Source organism: Kitasatospora sp. NPDC059646, assembly GCF_042734615.1.
Lineage (GTDB): Bacteria > Actinomycetota > Actinomycetes > Streptomycetales > Streptomycetaceae > Kitasatospora.
Genome location: NZ_JBHWDS010000039.1, coordinates 37316 through 60301, shown reverse-complemented (window position 1 = coordinate 60301; position 22986 = coordinate 37316). Strand labels below are relative to the sequence as shown.

Genomic DNA, 22986 nt, shown 5'->3' with positions numbered 1-22986 from the left:
AGACAGCAGCATGGCCGGCGCGATGCGCAAAATGGCGGTCTATCTCGGCCTGGTCGAGGACGAGACCTACGACAGCCAGGGGTACGACCCCGACGACGACTACGACACGGACCCGGAGCCGATCCGCACCGGCCGCACCGAGGACCTGCGGTCCCCGGCCCCCGCCGCCGCGGCCGCCGCGCAGCCGGCGCCCGTGGCCCAGATCGCGCCCCAGCCGGTGCCCGCCGCGGTCCCGATCCGGCAGGAGCAGCCGCGCATGGCCCCCGTGTCGTCCATCACATCCGAGCGCCACCGCAACCTGGAGAAGAGCACCCCGGTGATCATGCCCAAGGTCGTCAACGAACGAGAGCCCTACCGCATCACCACGCTGCACCCGAGGACCTACAACGAGGCCCGTACCATCGGGGAACAGTTCCGTGGCGGTACGCCCGTGATCATGAATTTGACGGAGATGGACGACACGGACGCCAAGCGGCTCGTAGACTTCGCGGCTGGACTGGTCTTCGGTCTGCACGGCAGTATCGAGCGCGTGACACAGAAGGTGTTCCTCCTGTCGCCTGCTAACGTCGATGTCACGGCGGAGGACAAGGCTCGGATCGCCGAGGGTGGGTTCTTCAACCAGAGCTGACCCGGCCACGACTTTCTGTGTGGATCAATCGGCAGTTCGTCGCTTGACGGACCGTCGGCCAGGGAGAGGGAGAAGCGATGGGGATCTTCGGTTCGGTGCTCTACTGGGTGCTGACCGTGTTCCTGCTGATCCTGCTCTTCAGGCTGGTGATGGACTGGGTGTTCCAGTTCGCCCGCTCGTGGCGTCCTGGGAAGGCCATGGTCGTGGTGCTGGAGGCCACGTACACTGTCACGGATCCGCCACTCAAGCTTCTTCGGCGATTCATCCCGCCGTTGCGTCTCGGGGGCGTGGCGCTCGACCTGTCCTTCTTCGTACTGATGATCATTGTGTATGTCCTGATCTCGCTCGTGCAGCGCCTGTCGTTCTGAACGATGCGACAGGATGCCGGTCCGACGATCACGTTGAGGTGAAGAGATGCCATTGACCCCCGAGGACGTTCGGAACAAGCAGTTCACGACCGTCCGGCTGCGCGAAGGCTATGACGAGGACGAGGTCGATGCCTTCCTCGACGAGGTCGAAGCCGAGCTGACCCGCCTGCTGCGCGAGAACGAGGACCTGCGCGCCAAGCTGGCGGCCGCCACGCGTGCCGCCGCGCAGAACCAGGCGAACATGCGCAAGGAGCAGCAGGCTCCGCAGGACGGCGGGCGCCCCGGCGCTCCCGTGCCCGCCGCCATATCCGGCCCGCCGGTGCCCGGCCAGCAGCAGGGCCCCGGTCCGCAGCAGCTCGGCGGCCCGCAGCAGCTCGCCGGCCCCCAGCAGGGGATGGGCAACCAGCCGCTCGGCCTGCCGTCCGGTGCGCCGCAGCTGCCCGCCGGCCCCCAGCAGGGCATGGGCAACCCGATGGGCAACCCCATGCAGCAGCAGCAGATGGGCCAGACCATGGGCGGCCAGCAGCAGCTGGTCCAGCCGATGGGCGGTCAGATGCTGCAGCCGATGGGCAACCCGATGCAGCAGCAGATGGGGCAGAACATGCCCGGTCAGCAGCTCCAGCCCATGGGCGGCCAGCAGCTCCAGCCGATGGGCGGCCCGATGGGCAACCCGATGCAGCAGCAGCAGGGCCCCGGTGGCGACAGCGCCGCCCGCGTCCTCGCGCTCGCCCAGCAGACCGCCGACCAGGCGATCTCCGAGGCCCGTTCCGAGGCCAACAAGATCGTCGGCGAGGCCCGCAGCCGCGCCGAGGGCCTGGAGCGCGACGCCCGCGCCAAGGCCGACGCGCTGGAGCGGGACGCGCAGGAGAAGCACCGCGTCGCGATGGGCTCCCTGGAGTCCGCCCGCGCCACGCTGGAGCGCAAGGTCGAGGACCTGCGCGCCTTCGAGCGCGAGTACCGCACGCGGCTGAAGTCCTACCTGGAGACCCAGCTGCGCCAGCTGGAGTCGCAGGCGGACGACTCGCTCGCCCCGCCGCGGATCCCCGCCACCGCCTCGCTGCCGCCGGCCGCGTCGTCGATGGCGCCCGCCGGTGCCGGCGCGATGTCCTCCTCGGCGCCGTCGTTCGGCTCCACCCCGTCCTTCGGCGGCAACCAGTCCTTCGGCGGCAACTCCTTCGGCAGCTCGGCCGGCTCCCCGTCCTTCGGCGGCGCCTCCGCGAGCTCCAACGGAGCGATGGCCCCGGCGGGCATGACCCAGCCGATGGCGGCCGTGCGGCCGCAGCCCCCGCAGCCGATGCAGCAGGCCCCCGCTCCGATGCGAGGCTTCCTGATCGACGAGGACGGCGACAACTAGCGGTCCCGCACCGCGCATTCGAAAGGGCGCCCTTGGCCGCAACGGCTGGGGGCGCCCTTCGCGTCGTGCGGGCGTGCGGCGCGCAGGCGCGAAGACGGGAGCGCGGGGAAGCGCGCGCACCACAGGATCGCGCCGTGGGCAACGACGTGCCGGCACGGCGCGATCCTGCGGTGGGACGGGGAGCGCCTACGCCTTGCGGAGGGTGAACTCCAGGGCGAGGCCCTCGTCGGTGAAGCGCGGGGCGTCGGGGTCGGTGATGGTGAGGCCGAGGGATTCGGCCAGGACCTCGGCGGCGATCAGGTCCTGGTGCTCGGTCAGGGCGGCGAGGGTGTCCTCGTCGGTGGTGGCGAGCTGGAGGTGGATCCGGTCGACGATCTCCAGGCCGGACTTCTTGCGGGCCTCCTGGATCTGCCGGATCGCGTCGCGGACCGCGCCGAGGCGCTTGAGCTCCGGGGTGATCTCCAGGTCGAGGGCGACGGTCGCGCCGGACTCGTTGGCGACCGCCCAACCCTCGCGCGGGGTCTCGGTGATGACGACCTCGTCGGGGGAGAGCGTGACGGTCTCGCCGTTCAGTTCGACCGAGGTCTCGCCGTTGGCGCGCAGCTCGGCGGAGAGCCGGGCGGCGTCCGCGGCGGCGACGGCCTTGGCGACGTCCTGGACGCCCTTGCCGAAGCGCTTGCCGAGGGCGCGGAAGTTGGCCTTGGCGGAGGCGTCGACCAGCGAGCCGCCGACCCCGGACAGGGATTCGAGGACGGAGACGTTCAGCTCCTCGGCGATCTGCGCGCGCAGCTCGGCGGAGAGCTCCTCCCAGCCCTGGACGGCGATCAGCGCGCGGGACAGCGGCTGACGGTTCTTCACGCCGGACTCCGCGCGGGTGGCGCGGCCGAGCTCGACCAGGCGGCGGACCAGCGCCATGTCCTTGGACAGTTCGGCGTCGACGAGCGTCTCGTCGGCGACCGGCCAGCTGGACAGGTGCACGGAGACCGGGGCCTCCGGGGTGACCGGGACGACCAGGTCCTGCCAGATCCGCTCGGTGATGAACGGGGTGAGCGGGGCCATCAGGCGGGTGACGGTCTCCAGCGCCTCGTGCAGGGTGGCGAGCGCGGCGGCGTCGCCCTGCCAGAAGCGGCGCCGGGCGCGGCGGACGTACCAGTTGGACAGGTCGTCGACGAAGCCGGACAGCAGCTTGCCGGCCCGCTGGGTGTCGTACGCCTCGTAGGAGGCGTCCACCTCGCGCACCAGGGTGTGCAGTTCGGACAGCACCCAGCGGTCGAGCGCGGGGCGGTCGGCCGCGGCCGGGTCGGTCGCGGACGGGGCCCAGCCGACGGTGCGGGCGTACTGGGCCTGGAACGAGACGGTGTTCCAGTAGGTGAGGAGGGTCTTGCGGACCACCTCCTGGATCGTCCCGTGGCCGACCCGGCGGGCCGACCAGGGGGAGCCGCCGGCGGCCATGAACCAGCGGACGGCGTCGGCGCCGTGCTGGTCCATCAGCGGGATCGGCTGCAGGATGTTGCCCAGGTGCTTGGACATCTTGCGGCCGTCCTCGGCCAGGATGTGGCCCAGGCAGACGACGTTCTCGTACGAGTTCTTGTCGAACACCAGGGTGCCGACCGCCATCAGCGTGTAGAACCAGCCGCGGGTCTGGTCGATCGCCTCGGAGATGAACTGCGCCGGGTAGCGCTGCTCGAACAGCTCCTTGTTGCGGTACGGGTAGCCGTACTGGGCGAACGGCATGGAACCCGAGTCGTACCAGGCGTCGATCACCTCGGGCACCCGGACCGCGGTGGTGGAGCACTGCGGGCAGGGGAAGGTGACCTCGTCGATGAACGGGCGGTGCGGGTCCAGCCCGGACTGGTCGGTGCCGGTCAGCTCGGAGAGCTGGGCGAGCGAGCCGACGCAGGTCAGGTGGTCGTCCTCGCAGCGCCAGATCGGCAGCGGGGTGCCCCAGTAGCGGTTGCGGGACAGCGCCCAGTCGATGTTGTTGTTCAGCCAGTCGCCGAAGCGGCCGTGCTTGACCGTCTCCGGGTACCAGTTGGTGGCCTCGTTCTCGCGGATCATCGCGTCCTTGACGGCGGTGGTCCGGATGTACCAGGACGGCTGCGCGTAGTACAGCAGCGCGGTGTGGCAGCGCCAGCAGTGCGGGTAGCTGTGCTCGTACGGGAGGTGACGGAACAGCAGGCCGCGGGCCTTCAGGTCGGCGACCAGGGTCTCGTCGGCCTTCTTGAAGAACACCCCGCCGACCAGCGGCACGTCGGCGGCGAAGGTGCCGTCGGCCTCCACCGGGTTGACCACGGGCAGGCCGTAGCGGCGGCAGGTGGCGAGGTCGTCGGCGCCGAACGCGGGCGACTGGTGGACGATGCCGGTGCCGTCCTCGGTGGTGACGTAGTCGGCCGTCAGGACGTAGTGGGCGTCCGGGATCTCCACCAGGTCGAACGGGCGCCGGTAGGCCCAGCGCTCCATCTCGGCGCCGGTGAAGGACTCGCCGGTGGTCTCCCAGCCGTCGCCGAGGGCCTTGCCGACCAGCGGCTCGGCGACGACCAGGCGCTCGTTGCCGTCGGTGGCGACCACGTAGGTCACCTCCGGGTGGACGGCGGCGGCGGTGTTGGAGACCAGGGTCCACGGGGTGGTGGTCCACACCAGCAGGGCGGCGTCGCCGGCCAGCGGGCCGGAGGTGAGCGGGAAGCGCACGAACACCGACGGGTCGACCACGGTCTCGTAGCCCTGGGCCAGCTCGTGGTCGGACAGGCCGGTGCCGCAGCGCGGGCACCACGGGGCGACCCGGTGGTCCTGGACCAGCAGGCCCTTGTCGAAGATCTGCTGGAGCGACCACCACACCGACTCGATGTACGACGGGTCCATGGTGCGGTAGGCCTGGTCGAGGTCGACCCAGTAGCCCATCCGCTCGGTCAGCTCGGCGAACGCGTCGGTGTGCCGGGTCACCGACTCGCGGCACTTGGCGTTGAACTCGGCGATGCCGTACTTCTCGATGTCCGGCTTGCCGGAGAAGCCCAGCTCCTTCTCCACCGCGAGCTCCACCGGCAGGCCGTGGCAGTCCCAGCCGGCCTTGCGGGCCACGTGGTAGCCCTTCATGGTGCGGAACCGCGGGAAGACGTCCTTGAAGACGCGGGCCTCGATGTGGTGCGCGCCGGGCATGCCGTTGGCGGTGGGCGGGCCCTCGTAGAACACCCACTCGGGGCGGCCCTCGGACTGCTCCAGGCTGCGCTGGAAGATCTTCTGGTCCTGCCAGAAGGAGAGGATCTGGTGCTCCAGGGCAGGCAGGTCGACCTGCGGCGGAACGAGGTTGTAGGTGGGCGACATGGGGTGCGTCTACCTCCGGCGGATGCGTGGACTGGCTCCGACGGAGGGACGAGACGGCGAGCCGCCCCGCGGTACCACCCTCCTTGACCGCGCGCGCTGCGGCCCTCTCTTTGGGTTTGCTGCCGGGTCTAGTAGGCCCTGGCCGGGCCGTTCTTCCGGCGGCTCCGGGGTGATCTTCCCGCCGCGCACACCCCCGGGCTCGCACCGTCCCCGGGTCGCTCGTGGCTGCGTACGTCGGTACTCGTCCCATCTGCGCCTTGCACGGCCCAGTGTATCGGCCCCCGCAAGCCGTTTCGCGCACCCGCGAGCCGGGGCCCGGGTGGTTAGCCCCGGGCGATCTGGGCACAACTTGTGCAGCGCCGGCACCGACGGCGGCTGGCCGGGTGGGATCGGAGAAACGCTTCGGTATGTCCCGTTGTAGGGGGATTCGATGGGGTTTATCGTTCCGGGACCGGCAAGATCGTCGGGAACCGACGCTTCTGATCATTCGTGAATGAGGTCGAAAGCCATGGCTGAGAAGGCGACAGGAACCGTGACCGCCAGGTCGCGCAAGGCCGTGGCGGGCGACCCAGGGGAGGGGACCGTGAGTACTGCGCGGCGAAAGACCGGCACCACCGGACACACCGCGGCCAGCAGCCGCAACCACGTGCCGGCCGGCTCCGGCGCGCGCGGCGGCGCCGAGGCGGTCGACCCGGCCGACCTGCCGGTCCGCCCCGGCGAAGAGCCGTGGACGGCCGCCGAGGTCGCCGAACTCCACGACGAACTGGCCGCCGACCTGGTCCGGCTGCGCTCCGAGATCGAGGCCTCCGAGGCCGCCATCGCCGGCCTGATGCGGGACTCCAACGACGGCGCGGGCGACGACCAGGTCGACGCCGGCACCAAGAACATCAACCGGGAGAGCGAGCTCTCGCTCGCCAACAACGCCCGCGACAGCCTCGCCCAGACCGAACGCGCCCTGGCCCGCCTCGAAGGCACCGGCTTCGGCATCTGCGAGTCCTGCGGCCAGCCCGTCGGCAAGGCCCGCCTGCAGGCCTTCCCGCGCGCCACCCTGTGCGTCAGCTGCAAGGCCAAGCAGGAGCGCCGCTGACCCCGGTCCGCACCCCGGCCGCCCCGTACCCCGCGCATTGTCGTACGGGGCGGCCGACGGGCCCACGGGTGTCGTACTCTCGTCCCCGTAACGACGACCGGCTTTTCCCACGGCAGCGGAGCGGATCATCAGCACGCCAGGTTCCCACCAGACCCAGGACGACGCCGTCCCCAGCGCCCCCTCCACCGAGGCGGGTGACCGGGTGAGCCCCGCCGCGCCCGAGGAACGCCCGGCCCAGGGCGGCGCCACCGCCGCGGACGGCGCCCGCGCGGTGGTCCGCCGCCGCCGGATCAGCGTCCTGCTGGTCGTCGCGCTGCTCGCCTACCTGATCGACCTCGGCTCCAAGCTGCTGGTCGTCGCCGACCTGGAGAACCGCACCGCGCCGATCCGGGTGATCGGCGACTGGATGACCCTCCAGGTGATCCGCAACGGCGGCGCCGCGTTCGGCATGGGCCAGGCGATGACCATCCTGTTCACCGCCATCGCCACCGGCGTCATCGTGGTGATCTGGCGGATCGCCCGCCGCCTGTACAGCCTGCCCTGGGCGATCGCCCTCGGCCTGCTGCTCGGCGGCGCCCTCGGCAACCTCACCGACCGGCTGTTCCGCTCCCCCTCCGCGTTCCGCGGCCACGTGGTCGACTTCATCTCGGTCCAGCACTTCGCCGTCTTCAACCTGGCCGACTCGGCGATCGTCTGCGGCGGCATCCTGGTCGTCCTGCTGTCCTTCCGCGGCTCCAACCCGGACGGCACCGTCCACGGGGCGCCGGCCGCCAAGGCCGAGGAGAAGCCCGCCGCCGACGGCGGGGACGGGCAGCCCAAGGCCTGACCGGCCCGCTGGCGTGAAGGGGGCGGGTACGGGTCGGGCATACTCGGGTGGGTGAGTATCGCAGCGCAGACCCGTAGCCTCCCCGTACCCGACGGCCTGGAGGGTGAGCGGCTGGACGCCGCCCTGGCCCGGATGTTCGGGTTCTCCCGCACCAAGGCCGCCGAGCTCGCCGCCGAGGGCAAGGTCACCCTGGACGGCGCGGTCGCCGGGAAGTCGGACCGGGTCACCGCCGGATCCTGGCTGGAGGTCGAGATCCCCGCCCCCGCCGCCCCGGTGCAGATCGTGGCCGAGGCCGTCGAAGGCATGCGGATCATCCACGACGACGACCACGTGGTCGTCATCGACAAGCCCGTCGGCGTCGCAGCGCACCCCAGCCCCGGCTGGACCGGCCCCACCGTCATCGGCGGCCTCGCCGCCGCCGGCTACCGGATCTCCACCTCCGGCGCCGCCGAGCGCCAGGGCGTCGTGCACCGCCTCGACGTCGGCACCTCCGGCATCATGGTGGTCGCCAAGTCCGAGCGCGCCTACACCGACCTGAAGCGGCAGTTCCACGACCGGGTCACCGAGAAGAAGTACAACGCGCTGGTCCAGGGCCACCCCGACCCGCTCTCCGGCACCGTCGACGCGCCGATCGGCCGCCACCCCAGCAGCGACTGGAAGTGGGCGGTCACCCGTGACGGGAAGCCCTCGGTGACGCACTACGACCTGATCGAGGCGTACCGCGCGGCGTCGCTGCTCGACATCAAGCTGGAGACCGGCCGCACCCACCAGATCCGGGTGCACATGTCCGCGCTGCGCCACCCCTGCGTCGGCGACCTCACCTACGGCGCCGACCCGACGCTGGCCAAGCGGCTCGGCCTGACCCGGCAGTGGCTGCACGCCGTCTCGCTCGGCTTCGAACACCCCGAGGACGGGCGCTGGGTGGAGTTCACCTCCGCCTACCCCGACGACCTGCAGCACGCGCTCGACGTCATCGCGGCGGAGAGCTGAGATGGCCGCGACCATCCGGCTCGCCGAGAGTGAGGACGACCTCGCCCGGGTCTGGGCGGTGCGGCGCGCGGTGTTCGTCGAGGAGCAGGAGATCCCCGCCGAGCTGGAGTACGACGAGTACGACCCGACCTCGGCGCACCTGCTCGCCGTCGGCGAGGACGGCGCCCCGCTTGGCACCGCCCGGCTGATCTCCGGCCCGCAGGCCCTCGCCCTCACCGGCGGCGTCGCGGACCGGGTGCTGCTCGGCCGGCTCGCCGTCGTCCCCGCCGCCCGCGGCACCGGCCTGGGCGCCCGACTGGTGCGGGCCGTCGAGGACCTCGGGCGCGAGCGCGGGGCGAAGGAGCTCGAACTGCACGCGCAGGTCCACGCCCTGGGCTTCTACGAGCGGCTCGGGTACGCGGCCGAGGGGCCCGAGTACGAGGACGCGGGGATCCCGCACCGGACGATGACGCGGGTGCTGTAGCCGTTCCGCACGGGAGGGCGCGGGCCGACGGGGTGTCGGCCCGCGCCCTCTGCGTCGGGCGGTGAGCCGGTCGGCGCGTCGGCGGGTGAGTCTGCCGGTGCGTCAGTCGGTGCGGACCCGGGGGAGGGACTCGGGGTGACGGTCCCTCAGATAGGCGACCAGGTGTTCCCGGGCGGCCAGTTTGAGGGCGGCGGCGTCGTCCGGGTTGCGGGCCGTCATCAGGGCGCGGACCACGATGGTGGAGGGCGTCGTGTCGGTGACGGTCAGGGACCACTCCTCGCCGTCCCACAGGTCGGTGGCGGCGAGGAAGCGCTCCAGCTCCGCGCGCAGGGCCCCGACCGGAGTGCGGTGGTCGACGTGGAGCAGCACCCAGCCGAGCAGGCCCGGGTCACGGCGGGTCCAGTTCTCGAACGGCCTGGAGACGAAGTACGACACCGGGACGACCAGGCGGCGGTAGTCCCACAGGCGCAGCACCAGGTAGGAGAGGGTGATCTCCTCGACCGTCCCCTGCTGCCCCTCCAGCACGACGGTGTCGCCGATCCGGACCGTGTCGGAGAACGCGATCTGCAGGCCCGCGAAGAAGTTGCCGAGGGTGGACTGCGCGGCGATGCCCGCGACGATGCCGATCAGGCCCGCGGAGGCGAGCAGGCTGGCGCCGACGGTGCGCATCGCGCCGAACGTCAGCAGCATCGCGCCGACCGTCACCACCCACACCAGGGCCGAACCGACCCGGCGGACCAGACCGAGCTGGGTCCGGACCCGGCCGACCCGGGAGGCGTCCTCGGTGACCGTCTCGTAGCGGGCGAGGACCGCTTCCAGCGTGGCGGCCAGGACTCTGACGGTGAGCCAGCCGAGCGAGGCGATCAGCGCGAGGAGCACCGCGTGGCGGACGGCCGCGTCGTCGTGGTGCGGGAAGAAGCGGCGGGTGGGGTGGAAGAGCAGCAGCAGCGCGGTGAGCAGCGCCAGCTGGAACGGGATCCGGCAGCGGCGCAGCGGCTCCCAGAGCGGGGAGTCGGGGCGGCGGGCGGCGAGCCGTTGAAGGATCTGGTCGAGCAGCCAGCCGGCGAAGAAGGTCGCGAAGATCGCGGAGAGCAGGCTGGCGAGCGGCCACAGCACGGAGCACCTCGGGGCGTGCGCGAGGGGTGGGGAATTGCACGATAGCGTGCGGCTTGGGGGCGATTTGGGACCTTTGCGCCCATCCGCCTGCCCGCGGCCCGTCTGCGGGAAGGGGAAGGGACGGGCGTAGGGGGAGTCCGCCCTCGGGAGGGGCGGGCGGGGGCGGGGCGCGGGTGGTCGGGAATCTGCGCCCGCCCGTTGCTCGCCGGCGGGGAAGCGAGGGCGGCGGTGAGAGGGGCCGGGGTGGCCGGGCGGGGGCGGGGGGCGTTAACGGGAGTCCTACTCGGGGCGTGGTTAGGATCGGCGACTATGGGGTTCGCTGAGGCGTGGCGCGGGTGGGTGATGCGTCGGCGGGTGGTGGTGGCCGGGGGCGCGGTGGTGGCGCTGTTGGCCGGTGGGGGTGCGGTGGCGGCCGTGGCGGGGGAGCCGGCGGCGGTGCACCGGGAGGACCGGTTCCTGGAGGTGTCGGAGGGCGTCCGGATCGACACGTCGTTCTTCACGGCGGGTGGCTCGGGACGGCGTCCGGCGGTGCTGTTGGCGCACGGGTTCGGCGGGTCGAAGGACGGGGAGCGGCAGCGGGCCGAGGAGCTGGCCCGGGCCGGGTACGCGGTGTTGACGTGGTCGGCGCGCGGGTTCGGCGCGTCGTCGGGGCAGATCGGGCTGAACCAGCCGGAGCGCGAGGTCGCGGACGTGTCGCGGCTGGTGGACTGGCTGGCGCAGCGTCCCGAGGTGCAGTTGGACGGGGCGGGGGATCCGCGGGTCGGGGTGACGGGCGCGTCGTACGGCGGGGCGGTGTCGCTGCTCGCGGCGGGGTACGACCGGCGGATCGATGCGATCGCCCCGCAGATCACCTGGTGGAACCTGGCGGATGCGCTGTTCCCGCAGGCGGCGCAGGGGAGTTCGGCCGCGGACGGGGTGTTCAAGAAGCTCTGGGCGGGGATCTTCTTCACCACCGGTTCGGCGTCGGCGCCGGTCGGTGCGGAGCAGGACGGGCAGCAGGGTCCGGTGGGGTGCGGGCGGTTCCGGGACGAGCTGTGCGCGATGTACAACCGGGTCGCGGCGGCCGGCCGGCCGGACGCGGACGCCGTGCAGGTGCTGGAGCGGTCGAGCCCGTCCTCGGTGGCGGACCGGATCAAGGTGCCGACGCTGGTGGTCCAGGGGCAGCAGGACTCGCTGTTCCCGCTGGACCAGGGCGACCGGATCGCCAGGGCGGTGGCCGCGAACGGTGCGCCGGTGGCGGTGGACTGGTTCGGCGCGGGCCACGACGGCGGGCAGGAGAGCAGCACCCGGGTCGACGACCGGGTGACGGCCTGGTTCGACCACTGGTTGAAGGGCGGCGGCGGTTCGACCGGCCCCGCGTTCCGGGTCACCCGCACGGGTGGCGTCGACTCGACGGGCTTCCAGGCGGTGCTGCGCGGCGCGGACGCCGACAGCTACCCGGGGCTGGGCGGGACGGCGGTGCGCAGCGTGGAGCTGACGGGCCGTGAGCAGCGGATCGCGAACCCGCCGGGCGGGTCGCCGCCGAACATCTCGACGCTGCCGGGCATCGGGGCGCTGTCGCAGCTCTCCTCGGTGGGGGCGGGCCTGTCGATCGACTTCCCCGGCCAGTTCGCGTCCTTCGACTCCGCGCCGCTCGGCGGCGCGCTGCACCTGACGGGTGCGCCGACGGTGGCCGTGCACGTGGCGGCGGACGTCCCGGAGGCGGTGCTGTTCGCGAAGCTGTACGACGTCGCGCCGGACGGGAAGCAGTCGCTGCCGCAGCAGTTGGCGGCCCCGCTGCGGGTGACCGGGGCGGACGCGCCGGGCGGGCGGACGGTGCAGGTGACGCTGCCGGCGGTGGACCACGAGTTCCCGGCCGGGCACCGGCTTCGGCTGGTGCTGGCGTCCACCGACCTGGCGTACGCCTCGCCGGCGCAGGCCGCGACGTACACGGTGGCCGCGGCCGGGCCGTTGGGCGTGCCGACGGTGGAGGGGCTGCGGACCGAAGCCGCGCCGGTGCCCGACCGGACGTGGGTGCTGCCGCTGGTGGCGCTGGCGGTCGGCGCGCTGCTGGTGTTCGCGCGCCGGCGGCGGGTGGCGCCGCCCGCGCCGGACCCGGAGCTGGCCGGGGTGCCGTTGCAGATCACCGGCCTGTCGAAGAAGTACAAGGGCTCGGTGGACCGGTACGCGGTGCGGGAGTTGTCGTTCCGGGTGGAGGCCGGGCAGGTGCTCGGCCTGCTCGGGCCGAACGGTGCGGGCAAGACCACCACGCTGCGGATGCTGATGGGCCTGATCCGCCCCGACGAGGGCGAGATCCGGGTGTTCGGGCACGCGATCCGGCCGGGTGCGCCGGTGCTGTCCCGGGTCGGGGCGTTCGTCGAGGGCGCGGGTTTCCTGCCGCACCTGAGCGGGCGGGCCAACCTGGAGTCGTACTGGGCGGCGACCGGGCGTCCGGTCGAGGACGCGCACTTCGCGGAGGCGCTGGAGATCGCCGGGCTCGGCGAGGCGCTGGAGCGCGCGGTGCGGACGTACTCGCAGGGCATGCGGCAGCGGCTGGCGATCGCCCAGGCCATGCTGGGGCTGCCGGACCTGCTGATCCTGGACGAGCCGACCAACGGGCTGGACCCGCCGCAGATCCGCGAGATGCGGGAGGTGATGGTCCGTTACGCCGCCGCCGGGCGCACGGTCATCGTCTCCAGCCACCTGCTCGCCGAGGTCGAGCAGTCCTGCACCCACCTGGTGGTGATGGAGCGCGGCCGGCTGGTGGTGGCGGGGCCGACCGCCGGGATCACCGGTGCGGGCGAGCAGTTGCTGGTGAGCGTCGAGGCCGGGTTCGCGGAGACGGCCGCGGTCGCGGAGAAGCTGGCCGCGACGGACGGCGTCGAGTCGGCGCAGGCCGTGGACGGCGGGCTGCTGGTCCGCCTGGACGGCCTGCCGGTGAGCCGGCTGACCGCCGAACTGGTGCGCCTGGGCGTGCCGGTGGCGGGCATCGGCCCGCAGCGACGGCTGGAGGACGCCTTCCTGTCCCTGATCCGAGGAGCGGCATGAGCAGCACGGTGGTGGAGACGGCGGCGCCCGGGTACCGGCCGGGGCGGACGCTGCCGCTCCGGGTGGAGGCGATGCGTCAGCTGCGCCGGCGCCGGACGCTGGTGATCGGCGGGGTGCTCGCGCTGCTGCCGTTCGTCGTGCTGGCGGCCTTCCGGATCGGCGGCACGCCGGGCCGGGAGAACCGCACCACGTTCATCGAGCTGGCCACCGCGTCCGGGGCGAACTTCGCCGCCACGCTGCTGTTCATGGGCACCGGCTTCCTGCTGGTGATCCCGGTGGCGCTGTTCTGCGGCGACACGGTGGCCTCCGAGGCGAGCTGGTCCTCGCTGCGGTACCTGCTGGCGGCACCGGTGCCGCGGGCACGGCTGCTGGCGCGGAAGTTCCTGGTGGCGATGGCGTTCTCGGCCGCGGCGATCGTGCTGCTGCCCGGCGTCGGCCTGGTGGTCGGCACCGCCGCGTACGGCTGGGGCGACCTGAAGCTGCCGACCGGGGCGACGCTGTCCGCGACGGAGGCGCTGCCCCGGCTGGCGCTCGCGGTGCTGTTCGTCTTCCTGGCCGAGATCGTGGTGGGCGCGCTGGCGTTCTGGCTCTCCACCGCGACGGACGCGCCGCTGGGCGCGGTCGGCGGCGCGGTGTTCGCGTCCATCATCACGGGCGTGCTGGACGCCGTCACCGCGCTCGGCTCGCTGCGCGAGTGGTTCCCCGCGCACTGGCAGTACGCCTGGGCGGACGCGCTGCAGCCGCAGTTGGAGTGGGGCGGGATGGTCCAGGGCGTGGTGCTGTCGCTGTCGTACTCGGTGATCCTGCTGGCGCTGGCGTTCCGGGGCTTCGCGACGAAGGACGTGGTGTCCTGACGGCCGGTCAGAAGCCGCGGAAGACGCCGTCGGGGCCGGCGGCGCGGACGAAGTCGGCGTAGTCCAGGTTGGCGAGCGACAGGTTGTTCTCGATGCTCCACAGCGCGGCGGCGGCGACCCGGACGGTCGGGGCCGCCGGCTCGCGCAGGTGGGCGGCCAGCAGGGGGAGTTCGGGGTCCGACAGGGCCCGGCGGTCGGCCAGTACGAGCAGCGGACGGCCGTGGTCGGGCGGCAGGCAGGCGGTCAGGGCGGCGACTGCGAGGCCGGCGAGGACGGGGTCGTCGACTTCGGTGACGACGGGGAGGAAGCCGTCGGCGGTCGGGGCGGCGACCGTCCGGCGCAGGCGGCGCCAGGCGGCCGGGTCGGTGAAGTCGGTGCGCACCAGCAGGGCGGCGCCCCGGGCCGGCGGCAGCCGAGGGGTCACCGGGCGCCGTCGCGGAGCAGCAGCAGGTCGAGGGCCTGCGTGTGGGCGTGGGAGGCCCAGGTGGGGAGGTGCTCGGAGAGGAACCAGGCGGCGTCCTCGAGGTCCTCGTCCTCCAGGTGGTCGGTGGGGTGGTCGGGGAGCGCCCCGGGGTCGAGGGCGTCGAGGTCGGCGAGCACGGCGGGGAGCGCGGCGTGCGGGGTGAGGGTGGGGCAGGGCCAGGGCCCGTCGTCGGTGGCGCCGTCGGGCCAGGGCCAGCGGCGGGACCAGAGCGTGGCGAGGGCCGGCAGGCGCAGGGCGCGGAAGACGCCGGTGAGTTCGTCCCAGTGGCGGCCGGGGAGGACCACCTCGCCGAGCGGGGTGCCGAGGGTGCCCGCGAGGGCCGGGAGCAGCGCGGTGTAGCGGGAGTCCGCGCCGGCCCGCAGGCGGCCGGAGAGCAGTTCGGTCAGGGCAGCGGACGGTGGGACGCCCGGCAGCCCCGGCCCGCCCGAGCCGGGCAGGCGCAGCAGCAGCGCGGCGTCCACCGCGAACGCGGTGACGTACTGTTCGGCCATGTCCGGCACTCTTCCCGAGGGGTGTGACAACTCCGTTGCGGCGCGCGGGGGGCCGGGTCAGGAGAACCGGAAGAGCTGGGACGTGGAGCCGGGCGAGCAGTTGGTGACGGCGAGGGTGCTGCCGTTCCCGGCATCGGTGAGGCAACTCTGCACGCCGTAGCCGAACTTCAGCTGGAAGGTGCCGGAACCGGCGTCCGTGAGGTACCAGTTGGTCAGGTCGCCGTAGGAGCCCGCCCCCGCCAGTTCGGCGATGTTCGGACTGCCCGCGTAGCGGGCGCCCAGGCTGACGCCGCTGCCGCTCTTGCAGGCGGTGAAGGTGGTGACGCCGCTGCCGCTGTCGGTGCTCCTGATCCAGCCGTAGGACGTGTTGCTGCCCGACACCACGGGGACGCCCGCGGACAGGGCGGCCGAGCCGAGGCCCGCGGCCTGGCCGGTGCCGACGTTGACCAGCCGGCCCCAGCCGCTGCCGCCGCAGCCCGCGGCCGGGCCGTTGGCGGTGGGCTTGCTGGTGGTCGGGGCGGGCGGGGTCGGGTTGGTGTTGCCGCCTCCGCCGCCACCGCTGTTCGAGCCGCCGCCGGAGCTGCCCGTGCCGCCGCCGGAGGTCCCGGTGCCGCCGCCGGTGCCGGTGCCGGTGCCGGTGCTGCCCGAACCGCCGTTGCCCGCACCACCGTTGTCGGGGTTCGTGCCGGGGGCCGGGGCGCCGCCGGGCGGGACGGGGTTGCCGGCCTGGTCGGTGGCGGGCGGGCCGGAGGACGGGGGCGGGGTGGGGCTGCCCTGGGCGGTGCCGGACGCCTGGCCGGTCGGCGCGGAGCCGGACGCGGACGGGGGACCGGCCTGCGGCTCCTGCGACTTGGCGGAGCTGCTGCTCTCCGCCCGGTGCTGCCAGGGCAGCAGGTCGAACTGCTGGGCCGTCACCCCGCCGCCGGTGACCAGGACCAGCGGCAGCACCACGGTGACCAGCCGCCGCCGGCCGTCGCGCCCGGTTCGTGCGGGCGCGGTGGCGGCGTCGGCGGCGGCCGGGGCGGGGACGGCGGCCGGGGCGGGGAGGGCCGGCGGGGTCTCCTCCGGCCCGGCGAGGGCGAGGACGGCGCCCAGTCCGGCGGGGGTGGACATCGCCTGACGGGCGGCGGCGGCCATCGCCGCGGCGTCCGGGTAACGGTCGCCGGGCTGCTTGGCGAGCGACCTGGCGACCACCGCGCGCACCGGGGCGGGCACCGTGCCCGGCAGCTCCGGCACCGGCTCGCGGACGTGCTTGAGCACCACCTCCAGCGGGGTCTCCCCGGTGAACGGCGGCTTCCCGGCGAGCAGTTCGTACAGGACCACGCCGACCGAGTACAGGTCGGACGCCGCCGAGGCGTCCTTGCCCTCGGCGCGTTCCGGGGCCATGTACAGGGCGGTGCCGATCACCGCGTGGGCGGTGGTGATCCGGGTGTCGGCCAGGGTGCGGGCGATGCCGAAGTCGGTGACGGTGACCCGGCCGTCCTGATCGATCATCAGGTTGGACGGCTTGATGTCGCGGTGCACGATGCCCTGCTGGTGGGCGGCGTGCAGGGCGTCCAGCATCTGCGCCGTGATGTCCAGCGCCCGGTCCGGCGGGAAGGCGCCGCGGCCCTTGGCCTTGTCCAGCGGACGGCCGGACAGCAGCTCCATCACGATGTACGCGATCTTCGCGGACGGGTCGGAGACGTCCTCGCCGTAGTCGTGGATGTGCACCACGCCGCGGTGGCTCATCGCGGCCAGCACGGTCGCCTCGCGGCGGAAGCGGGCCGCGAAGACCTCGTCCTCCATCAGTGCCGGAAGCACGATCTTCACCGCGACCTGGCGGCCCAGCACCTGGTCCTCGGCCCGCCAGACCTCGCCCATGGCACCGCTGCCGAGCCGCTCGGTGAGGGCGTAGCGGCCCCCGAGCACGGTCCCCCGACCCCACATGTCCCGCATCCCCCGAGCATGGTGTACGACGTGTCAACAGAGAGTCTGGCTGCCCGGACGCCCGATGGGAAGTCGGCCCGGTCCGCGCACCCCGCCCCGCCGCGGCGACTCTACACGGCGCTGCGGCACAACTGTTCGTACCGAGCACCGTCGCTGACGTACGGTCAGACCCGCGAACCTGCCCCACCCAGACCGGCGGAGGAACCCGCAGTGCCCGACCACCCGATCGACTTCAGCACCGGACGGCCCGGGACCCGGCCGCTGGACGTCACCTGGAACCACGGCTCGCCGTCGGCCAAGCACAACACCGACCCGGACCTCCAGGTGTACGCGCACGACGAGCACACCGTCATCCTGCGGCAGAACATGGCCGTCAACTACGAAGCGCCGTTCCTGTACCTGCTGTTCGGCAACGAACGGGCCGTGCTGATCGACACCGGGGCCACCGCCGAAGCCGCGTACCTGCCGCTGCGGCGGACCGTCGACGAGCTGATCGACGGCTGGCTCGCCCGCCACCCCCGCGAGGACTACCGGCTGCTGGTGGTGCACACCCACGCGCACGGCGACCACGTCGCCGGGGACGGGCAGTTCGCCGACCGGCCGGGAACCGAACTCGTCCCGGCCGGGAAGGACACCGCCTGGCCGTGGTTCGGCTTCGACGCCGACCCGGAGGCCGTCGCCCGGATCGACCTCGGCGGGCGGGTGCTGGAGTGCCTCGCCACCCCCGGACACCACGCCGCCTCGGTCACCTACTACGACCCGTGGAGCGGCTTCCTGCTCACCGGCGACACCGTCTACCCCGGCCGGCTCTACATCGAGGACTGGCCCGCGTTCGCCCGCAGCATCGACCGGATGATCGACCTCGCCGAACGCCGGCCCGTCAGCCACGTCCTCGGCTGCCACATCGAGATGTCGGTCGAGCCCGGCGTCGACTACCCCATCCGCTACACCCACCAGCCGCACGAGGCGCCGCTCGAACTCGCCGTCGCCCACCTGTACGAGATCCGCGGGGCGCTCGCCGCGACCGGAGGAGAACCGCGACGGGTGGTGCTGCCGCGGTTCGTCCTCTGGCCCAGCGAGTGACCTGACGGCCCGTCTGCCGAGCGGACCGCGCGGACGAGCGGTCCGCGCGGTCCGGGCGGTCCGGGCGGTCCGGAGGGTGGTCAGCGGCGCAGGCGGGCGTCCTCGGCGAGGGACTCCACCAGGGCCTCCACCCGGTCGGCCGGCAGGCCGCGGGAGACGAACCAGGCGCCGACGTTGCGGACGTCCCGCTCCAGGAACGACAGGCCGCGCGGGTTCGCCACCACGTCGACGATCTGCGGGACGTCGATGATCACCAGACGGCCCCGGTGCACCAGGATGTTGTACGCCGAGAGGTCGCCGTGCGCGTAGCCGTCGTACGCCAGCAGGGACAGGCTCCGGCCCAGCTGCGCCCAGAGGTCCTCGACGTCGGCCTCCTCGGCGCGCAGCTGGGCCAGCCGCGGGGCGGCCGCGCCCGACTCGTCGCCGACGAACTCCATCAGGATCTCGGTACCGGTGATCTGCACCGGGTACGGCACCGCCACACCCGCCGACCACAGGCGGCACAGCGCGGTGAACTCGGCCGCCGCCCACTGGCCGGCGATCGCCTCCTTGCCGAACGCGGTGCGCTTCGCCATCGCGCGGGTCACCCGGGACTCCTTGTGCTGGCGGCCCTCCAGGTAGCCGGAATCGCGGTGGAACATGCGGTGCTGGGCATCCCGGTAGCGCTTGGCCGCCATCAGCGTGCGACGGTCCGTGCCAGGGACGGCGCGCTCCAGCAGGAAGACGTCGGCCTCCTTGCCGGTCTTCACGATGCCCAACTCGGTGTCGACGGCCGCGAGTTCGGTGACCACCCAGTCCGGGCGCGGCTCGGGGCCCTTCTCGGTGGGGGTGGACTGGTCCCACGTCGACCAGCGGTCGCCGACGGCCGGGCCGTCGGAGACGCTCGGGGTCTCGTCGTCCCACGAATCCGAGTCGAACTCGGACTCGAACTCGGAGCCGGAGTCGGACTCGTGGGTGGGGAAGTAGAGGTACTCGGGCTCGGCGTCGTCGAAACGGTCGGCCTTGCGGCCGCGACGGGAAGTGCCCTTGGGGCGGATACGGGAGAAGGACTCGCTGTCGGCAAAGCGCTCGCGCACTGCGGTGGCTCCTGGGGAGTGGCCCACCGGGGCGCGGTATGACGCGCTGTCAGCCGGTGGGAAGAAGACGAGGGGAGGATTCGTATGGCGCGCAGGCGAAAGCGCGCCGCGACACGGCGGCAACCATCCTGGCCACACCTCCTCTCGACTCACTCCCGCACGAACGCGTGCGGAAGGACGGGGACAACCCTAGCGGGAGCTCCGACGGATGCAAGGGATTTTTTCGGGAGCGCCCTGCGGAGCGGTGGTTGGGTGGCGGGGTGGGGCGCGAGGCGGGGCGGGGGTGCGGGGAAGGTGCGCGATCTGGCGGCCGGTGGTGGGTTGTTCGCGCAGTTCCTCGCGCCCCTGGCGGGGCGGAGGGCGGTTTCGCGTGGTTGCTTGCGGAGCGGTGGCGGGGTGGCGCGAGGCGGGAGGGGGTGCGGGTGAGGTGCGCGATCTGGCGGCCGGTGGTGGGTTGTTCGCACAGTTCCCCGCGCCCCTGGCGGAGCGGCGGGCGAGAGTTCGTCGCGTCCCCTGGCGGGGCGGAGGGCGGGCAGTTCGTCGCGCCCCCGGCGGTGGTGCAGGGGGCGGGCGGGAAGGGCTTTAATGTTCCCTATTTGTGGCGTGGTGCGGAGTAATAGGGAAGGATGCGGCGTGCAGCAGGAGTACTACTCCGTTGAGGATGTGGCCGGCTTGTTGGGGCTGCACGTGAAGACCGTTCGGGGTTATGTGCGGGACGGGAAGTTGAAGGCGACGCGGATCGGGAAGCAGTACCGGATCGCGCGGGCGGACGTGGAGGCGTTCACCGGGGGAGGGGGTGGGGCGGCGAGCCCCTCGCGGGTGGAGGTGTCGGCGGTGGTGCAGGTGGAGGGGGTGGGGCGGGGGGATGCGGATCGGCTGGTGACGGCGGTGCTCGCGGCGGCCGGGGCGTGGTCGGGGGAGTCGCGGCCGTTGTGGGTGCAGGCGGTGCGGGACGAGTCGCGGAGCGCCCTGCGGTTCGTGGTGCTGGGTCCGCCGCGGCGGGTCGGGGACGTGCTGGGGATGATCGAGGAGCTGACGGGAGAGGTGCGGTGACGGCGGTTCAGGAGCTGGGCGGAGTCCAGGTGATGGTGTGCGCGGCGGAGGGGGAGCCGGTCGCGGGGGAGCAGGACGCGGTGGACCTGCTGGGGAACGCGTACTACCAGGGGGCGTCCTGGGTGGCGGTGCCGGTGGAGCGGCTGGGGGAGGAGTTCTTCCGGCTGCGCAGCGGTGTCGCGGGCGGGGTGGTGCAGAAGTTCGCGCAGTACCGGATGGGTCTCGCGGTGGTGGGGGACGTCTCGCCGCACGTGGAGCGGTCGGACGCGCTGCGGGACTTCGTGCGGGAGAGCAATCGCGGTCTGCAGCTGTGGTTCGTCGCGGACCTGGCGGAGCTGGCCGGCCGGTTCGCCGGCTGAGGGGCAACACGGAGGTTATGCGGGCCAGTTGATCCGGGCACGAGGGGTTCCAGCGTGAGGTGACATGTGCAATTGTACATGTCACCGGCCGACGAGCAGTGCCCCGTCGGCCTCCCACCCCTCCGCCGTGCCCCCCGAATGCGCGGCGTCATATCGGCCCGGAGGCCCCCACGTGCGAACCTTCCGGATACCGTTCGCGTCCCCCGCGCGAACGTTGAGTCTGCTGCTGTCCTTCTGTCTGGCCCTCGGATTCCTGGCCGTCTTCGTGCCGGGCGCCCGGGCGGCCGCCCCCGCCGGTCCCCAGTCGGCGAAGCCCTCGAAGGCGTCGAAGTCGGCGCCGCGCAGCTCCGCGGCGGCCGAGCGCCGCAAGGACGCCGACCGCGACGTGCGGGCGGACGCCTCCAAGAGCCCGCCGCTGCTGTCCGGCGGCGAGCCGGCCACCGCGCCGGCGGCCAACTCCCTGACGGCGGCCGCCGCCTGCACCGTCGCCGACTTCACCGGGAAGACCGGCAGCGCGCTGGTCACCCAGATCAAGTCCGCCACCTCGGACTGCGTCAACTCCCTGTTCCTGCTCAAGGGCAACGACGCGAAGCTGGCGTTCAACGAGTCGCAGATGGTGACGGTGGCCAACGCGCTGCGCGACGTCTCCGCCGACTACCCCGGCGACAACTCCACTTCGGCGCTCCAGATCGTGCTGTACCTGCGGGCCGGCTACTACGTGCAGTGGTACAACCCGGACGTGGTGGGCTCCTACGGCAGCAACCTCAAGTACGCGATCGAGGGCGGCCTGGACCGGTTCTTCGCCGCCGCGCACTCGCAGGACGTCACCGACGCCAACGGCAGCACGCTGGGCGAGGCGGTCACCCTGATCGACAGCGCGGCCGAGAACGCCCGCTACCTGTCGGTGGTGAAGCGGCTGCTGAACGCCTACAACAGCGCCTACGACGCCAGCTGGAACATGCGCAACGCCGTCAACAACGTCTACACGGTGCTCTGGCGCGGCCACCAGAACAGCGACTTCCTGCCCGCCGTGCAGGCCGACCCGAGCGTGCTGGACGCCCTGCAGGCGTTCGCCACCCGCAACAACGCGCTGCTGGGCGGTGACAGCGACTTCATCGTCGTCAACGCGGGCCGCGAGCTCGGACGCTTCCTCCAGTACCCGGCGATGCAGGCCAAGGTCCGGCCGCTGGTCAAGAGCCTGCTGGACCAGAGCTCGATCACCGGGCGCACCGCCACCATGTGGGCGGTCTCCGCCGAGATGACCGACGCCTACGACAAGGCCAACTGCGCCTACTACGGCACCTGCGACCTGGCGAGCCGCCTGAAGGCCGCGGTGCTGACGGTCAACTACACCTGCAGCCCCAGCATCAGGATCGTCGCCCAGGCGCTGACGGCCGATCAGCTGAACACCGCCTGCACCAGCCTGAAGGGCCAGGACGCGTTCTTCCACGGTGTGGCCCGGGACAGCGGCGCGGTGGCGAACGACAACAACTCCACCATCGAGGTGGTGGTGTTCCACTCCAGCAACGACTACAAGCTGTACGCCGGCACCATCTTCGACATCTCCACCGACAACGGCGGCATGTACCTGGAGGGCAAGCCGGACGCGGCCGGCAACCAGCCGCGGTTCATCGCCCACGAGGCCGAGTGGCTCCGTCCGGACTTCCAGATCTGGAACCTCAACCACGAGTACACCCACTACCTCGACGGCCGGTTCGACATGTACGGCGACTTCGACGCCGGCATGACCACCCCGACCGTGTGGTGGGTCGAGGGCTTCGCCGAGTACGTCTCCTACGCCTACCGGGGCGTCGAGTACACCAACGCGATCGCCCAGGCAGGGCAGCACACCTACGCGCTGTCCACCCTGTTCGACACCACCTACGACAACGCCGACTCGACCCGGGTCTACAACTGGGGCTACCTGGCGGTCCGCTACATGCTCCAGTCGCACCGCGCCGACATGGACGCCGTGCTCGCCAAGTACCGCGCCGGCGACTGGGACGGCGCCCGCAGCATCCTGAAGACCACCATCGGCACCCGCTACGACGCCGACTTCAACGCCTGGCTGACCGCCTGCAACGGCGGCAACTGCGGCACCGCGACGGTGCCCACCGCCCCCGAGTGCACCGGCGCCGACACCCGTCAGCTCGGCCAGAACTGCGGCCGCTCCAACGTCGCCGCCACCGTCCAGAACTACGCGTACTTCTACCTGTGGGTCCCGGCCGGCACCACCAGCCTGACCGTCACCGCCACCGGCGGCACCGGCAACGCCGACCTGTACTACAACGGCAGCAACTGGGCCACCACCGGCTCGTACAACGCCAAGTCCGCCAACAGCGGCAACAGCGAGACCCTGACCATCAGCAACCCGCCCGCGGGCTACAACTACATCAGCCTGTACGCCCAGCAGGGCTTCGGCGGAGTGTCCGTCAGCACCTCGTACTGACCCCGCCGAACCGAACGGCCCGGCCCACCCA

The 22986-nt window shown here is 72.6% G+C and carries 19 protein-coding genes; 13 read left to right on the top strand and 6 right to left on the bottom strand.

From position 1 onward, the window contains the following. Window positions 1-10: 10 nt before the first annotated feature. From ACFV1L_RS25030 to ACFV1L_RS25020, 3 genes are all read left to right on the top strand, one after another. Window positions 11-628, top strand: a complete 618-nt coding sequence (locus ACFV1L_RS25030; protein ID WP_035861643.1) for a cell division protein SepF — start codon at window positions 11-13, stop codon at window positions 626-628. Window positions 629-705: 77 nt separating this feature from the next. Beyond that, window positions 706-996 carry a YggT family protein gene (locus ACFV1L_RS25025; protein ID WP_033216891.1) on the top strand — a complete coding sequence of 97 codons (291 nt, stop codon included), beginning with the start codon at window positions 706-708 and terminating at the stop codon, window positions 994-996. A 46-nt stretch (window positions 997-1042) separates the two neighbouring features. Beyond that, entirely contained in the window at window positions 1043-2350 is a 1308-nt protein-coding gene (locus ACFV1L_RS25020) for a DivIVA domain-containing protein (RefSeq protein WP_380369487.1), read from the top strand. A gap of 186 nt (window positions 2351-2536) precedes the next feature. Here ACFV1L_RS25020 and ileS read toward each other — a convergent pair whose 3' ends face one another. Next, a complete protein-coding gene (gene ileS, locus ACFV1L_RS25015) occupies window positions 2537-5668 on the bottom strand; it encodes an isoleucine--tRNA ligase (RefSeq protein ID WP_380369486.1) in 3132 nt (1043 codons plus the stop codon). A 583-nt stretch (window positions 5669-6251) separates the two neighbouring features. Between ileS and ACFV1L_RS25010 the strand changes: the two genes are divergently transcribed. The 4 genes from ACFV1L_RS25010 to ACFV1L_RS24995 all read left to right on the top strand — a co-directional run bounded on the left by ACFV1L_RS25010 (window position 6252) and on the right by ACFV1L_RS24995 (window position 9034). Beyond that, window positions 6252-6755, top strand: coding sequence for a TraR/DksA family transcriptional regulator (locus tag ACFV1L_RS25010; protein WP_380369485.1), 504 nt, complete (start codon window positions 6252-6254; stop codon window positions 6753-6755). A 124-nt stretch (window positions 6756-6879) separates the two neighbouring features. Beyond that, a complete protein-coding gene (gene lspA, locus ACFV1L_RS25005) occupies window positions 6880-7581 on the top strand; it encodes a signal peptidase II (RefSeq protein ID WP_380369505.1) in 702 nt (233 codons plus the stop codon). Between the two features lie 51 nt (window positions 7582-7632). Further along, the gene (locus ACFV1L_RS25000; RefSeq protein ID WP_380369483.1) at window positions 7633-8571 is read left to right on the top strand and encodes an RluA family pseudouridine synthase; all 939 of its coding nucleotides are present in this window, start codon (window positions 7633-7635) and stop codon (window positions 8569-8571) included. 1 nt (window position 8572) lies between these two features. After that, the gene (locus ACFV1L_RS24995; RefSeq protein ID WP_380369482.1) at window positions 8573-9034 is read left to right on the top strand and encodes a GNAT family N-acetyltransferase; all 462 of its coding nucleotides are present in this window, start codon (window positions 8573-8575) and stop codon (window positions 9032-9034) included. Window positions 9035-9136: 102 nt separating this feature from the next. Here the strand turns inward: ACFV1L_RS24995 and ACFV1L_RS24990 are convergent, their stop codons facing one another. Continuing rightward, window positions 9137-10150, bottom strand: a complete 1014-nt coding sequence (locus ACFV1L_RS24990; RefSeq protein ID WP_380369481.1) for a mechanosensitive ion channel family protein — start codon at window positions 10148-10150, stop codon at window positions 9137-9139. Between the two features lie 309 nt (window positions 10151-10459). On the opposite strand from ACFV1L_RS24990, the gene ACFV1L_RS24985 reads away from it, so the two are divergent. Both ACFV1L_RS24985 and ACFV1L_RS24980 read left to right on the top strand, forming a co-directional pair. Next, window positions 10460-13177 (top strand): alpha/beta fold hydrolase, encoded by a 2718-nt coding sequence (locus ACFV1L_RS24985; RefSeq protein WP_380369480.1) that lies wholly within the window; start codon window positions 10460-10462, stop codon window positions 13175-13177. Next, window positions 13174-14031: an ABC transporter permease gene (locus ACFV1L_RS24980; protein WP_380369478.1), complete on the top strand. Its 858-nt coding sequence runs from the start codon at window positions 13174-13176 to the stop codon at window positions 14029-14031. Before ACFV1L_RS24985 ends, ACFV1L_RS24980 begins: the two co-directional genes overlap by 4 nt. A gap of 7 nt (window positions 14032-14038) precedes the next feature. On the opposite strand, the gene ACFV1L_RS24975 is transcribed toward ACFV1L_RS24980, so the two are convergent. From ACFV1L_RS24975 to ACFV1L_RS24965, 3 genes are read right to left on the bottom strand one after another with little or no spacing between them, the layout of a single operon-like run. Beyond that, complete coding sequence (locus ACFV1L_RS24975; protein ID WP_380369475.1) at window positions 14039-14455, bottom strand: DUF6924 domain-containing protein; 417 nt, start codon at window positions 14453-14455, stop codon at window positions 14039-14041. Then, a complete protein-coding gene (locus ACFV1L_RS24970) occupies window positions 14452-15006 on the bottom strand; it encodes a hypothetical protein (RefSeq protein ID WP_380369473.1) in 555 nt (184 codons plus the stop codon). Before ACFV1L_RS24970 ends, ACFV1L_RS24975 begins: the two co-directional genes overlap by 4 nt. Before the next feature lie 57 nt (window positions 15007-15063). After that, window positions 15064-16944 carry a serine/threonine protein kinase gene (locus ACFV1L_RS24965; RefSeq protein WP_380369470.1) on the bottom strand — a complete coding sequence of 627 codons (1881 nt, stop codon included), beginning with the start codon at window positions 16942-16944 and terminating at the stop codon, window positions 15064-15066. Window positions 16945-17145: 201 nt separating this feature from the next. On the opposite strand from ACFV1L_RS24965, the gene ACFV1L_RS24960 reads away from it, so the two are divergent. Further along, window positions 17146-18018: an MBL fold metallo-hydrolase gene (locus ACFV1L_RS24960; RefSeq protein WP_380369467.1), complete on the top strand. Its 873-nt coding sequence runs from the start codon at window positions 17146-17148 to the stop codon at window positions 18016-18018. 80 nt (window positions 18019-18098) lie between these two features. Here the strand turns inward: ACFV1L_RS24960 and ACFV1L_RS24955 are convergent, their stop codons facing one another. Next, window positions 18099-19094 carry a serine protein kinase RIO gene (locus tag ACFV1L_RS24955; protein WP_380369465.1) on the bottom strand — a complete coding sequence of 332 codons (996 nt, stop codon included), beginning with the start codon at window positions 19092-19094 and terminating at the stop codon, window positions 18099-18101. A 633-nt stretch (window positions 19095-19727) separates the two neighbouring features. On the opposite strand from ACFV1L_RS24955, the gene ACFV1L_RS24950 reads away from it, so the two are divergent. The 3 genes from ACFV1L_RS24950 to ACFV1L_RS24940 all read left to right on the top strand — a co-directional run bounded on the left by ACFV1L_RS24950 (window position 19728) and on the right by ACFV1L_RS24940 (window position 22955). After that, window positions 19728-20147: a helix-turn-helix domain-containing protein gene (locus ACFV1L_RS24950; protein ID WP_380369462.1), complete on the top strand. Its 420-nt coding sequence runs from the start codon at window positions 19728-19730 to the stop codon at window positions 20145-20147. A 32-nt stretch (window positions 20148-20179) separates the two neighbouring features. Then, on the top strand, window positions 20180-20506 hold the full coding sequence (locus ACFV1L_RS24945; RefSeq protein ID WP_380369504.1) for a DUF4180 domain-containing protein: 327 nt from the start codon (window positions 20180-20182) through the stop codon (window positions 20504-20506). Between the two features lie 214 nt (window positions 20507-20720). After that, on the top strand, window positions 20721-22955 hold the full coding sequence (locus ACFV1L_RS24940) for a M9 family metallopeptidase (RefSeq protein ID WP_380369459.1): 2235 nt from the start codon (window positions 20721-20723) through the stop codon (window positions 22953-22955). Window positions 22956-22986: the final 31 nt, after the last annotated feature.

Excerpts from the sequence above, each read along its gene's own strand:
- ACFV1L_RS25030 (WP_035861643.1), top strand. The coding sequence starts at position 11 with ATGGCCGGCGCGATGCGCAAAATGGCGGTCTATCTCGGCCTGGTCGAG.
- ACFV1L_RS25025 (WP_033216891.1), top strand. The coding sequence starts at position 706 with ATGGGGATCTTCGGTTCGGTGCTCTACTGGGTGCTGACCGTGTTCCTG.
- ACFV1L_RS25020 (WP_380369487.1), top strand. The coding sequence starts at position 1,043 with ATGCCATTGACCCCCGAGGACGTTCGGAACAAGCAGTTCACGACCGTC.
- ileS (WP_380369486.1), bottom strand. The coding sequence starts at position 5,668 with ATGTCGCCCACCTACAACCTCGTTCCGCCGCAGGTCGACCTGCCTGCC.
- ACFV1L_RS24995 (WP_380369482.1), top strand. The coding sequence starts at position 8,573 with ATGGCCGCGACCATCCGGCTCGCCGAGAGTGAGGACGACCTCGCCCGG.
- ACFV1L_RS24985 (WP_380369480.1), top strand. The coding sequence starts at position 10,460 with ATGGGGTTCGCTGAGGCGTGGCGCGGGTGGGTGATGCGTCGGCGGGTG.
- ACFV1L_RS24980 (WP_380369478.1), top strand. The coding sequence starts at position 13,174 with ATGAGCAGCACGGTGGTGGAGACGGCGGCGCCCGGGTACCGGCCGGGG.
- ACFV1L_RS24970 (WP_380369473.1), bottom strand. The coding sequence starts at position 15,006 with ATGGCCGAACAGTACGTCACCGCGTTCGCGGTGGACGCCGCGCTGCTG.
- ACFV1L_RS24965 (WP_380369470.1), bottom strand. The coding sequence starts at position 16,944 with ATGCGGGACATGTGGGGTCGGGGGACCGTGCTCGGGGGCCGCTACGCC.
- ACFV1L_RS24945 (WP_380369504.1), top strand. The coding sequence starts at position 20,180 with ATGGTGTGCGCGGCGGAGGGGGAGCCGGTCGCGGGGGAGCAGGACGCG.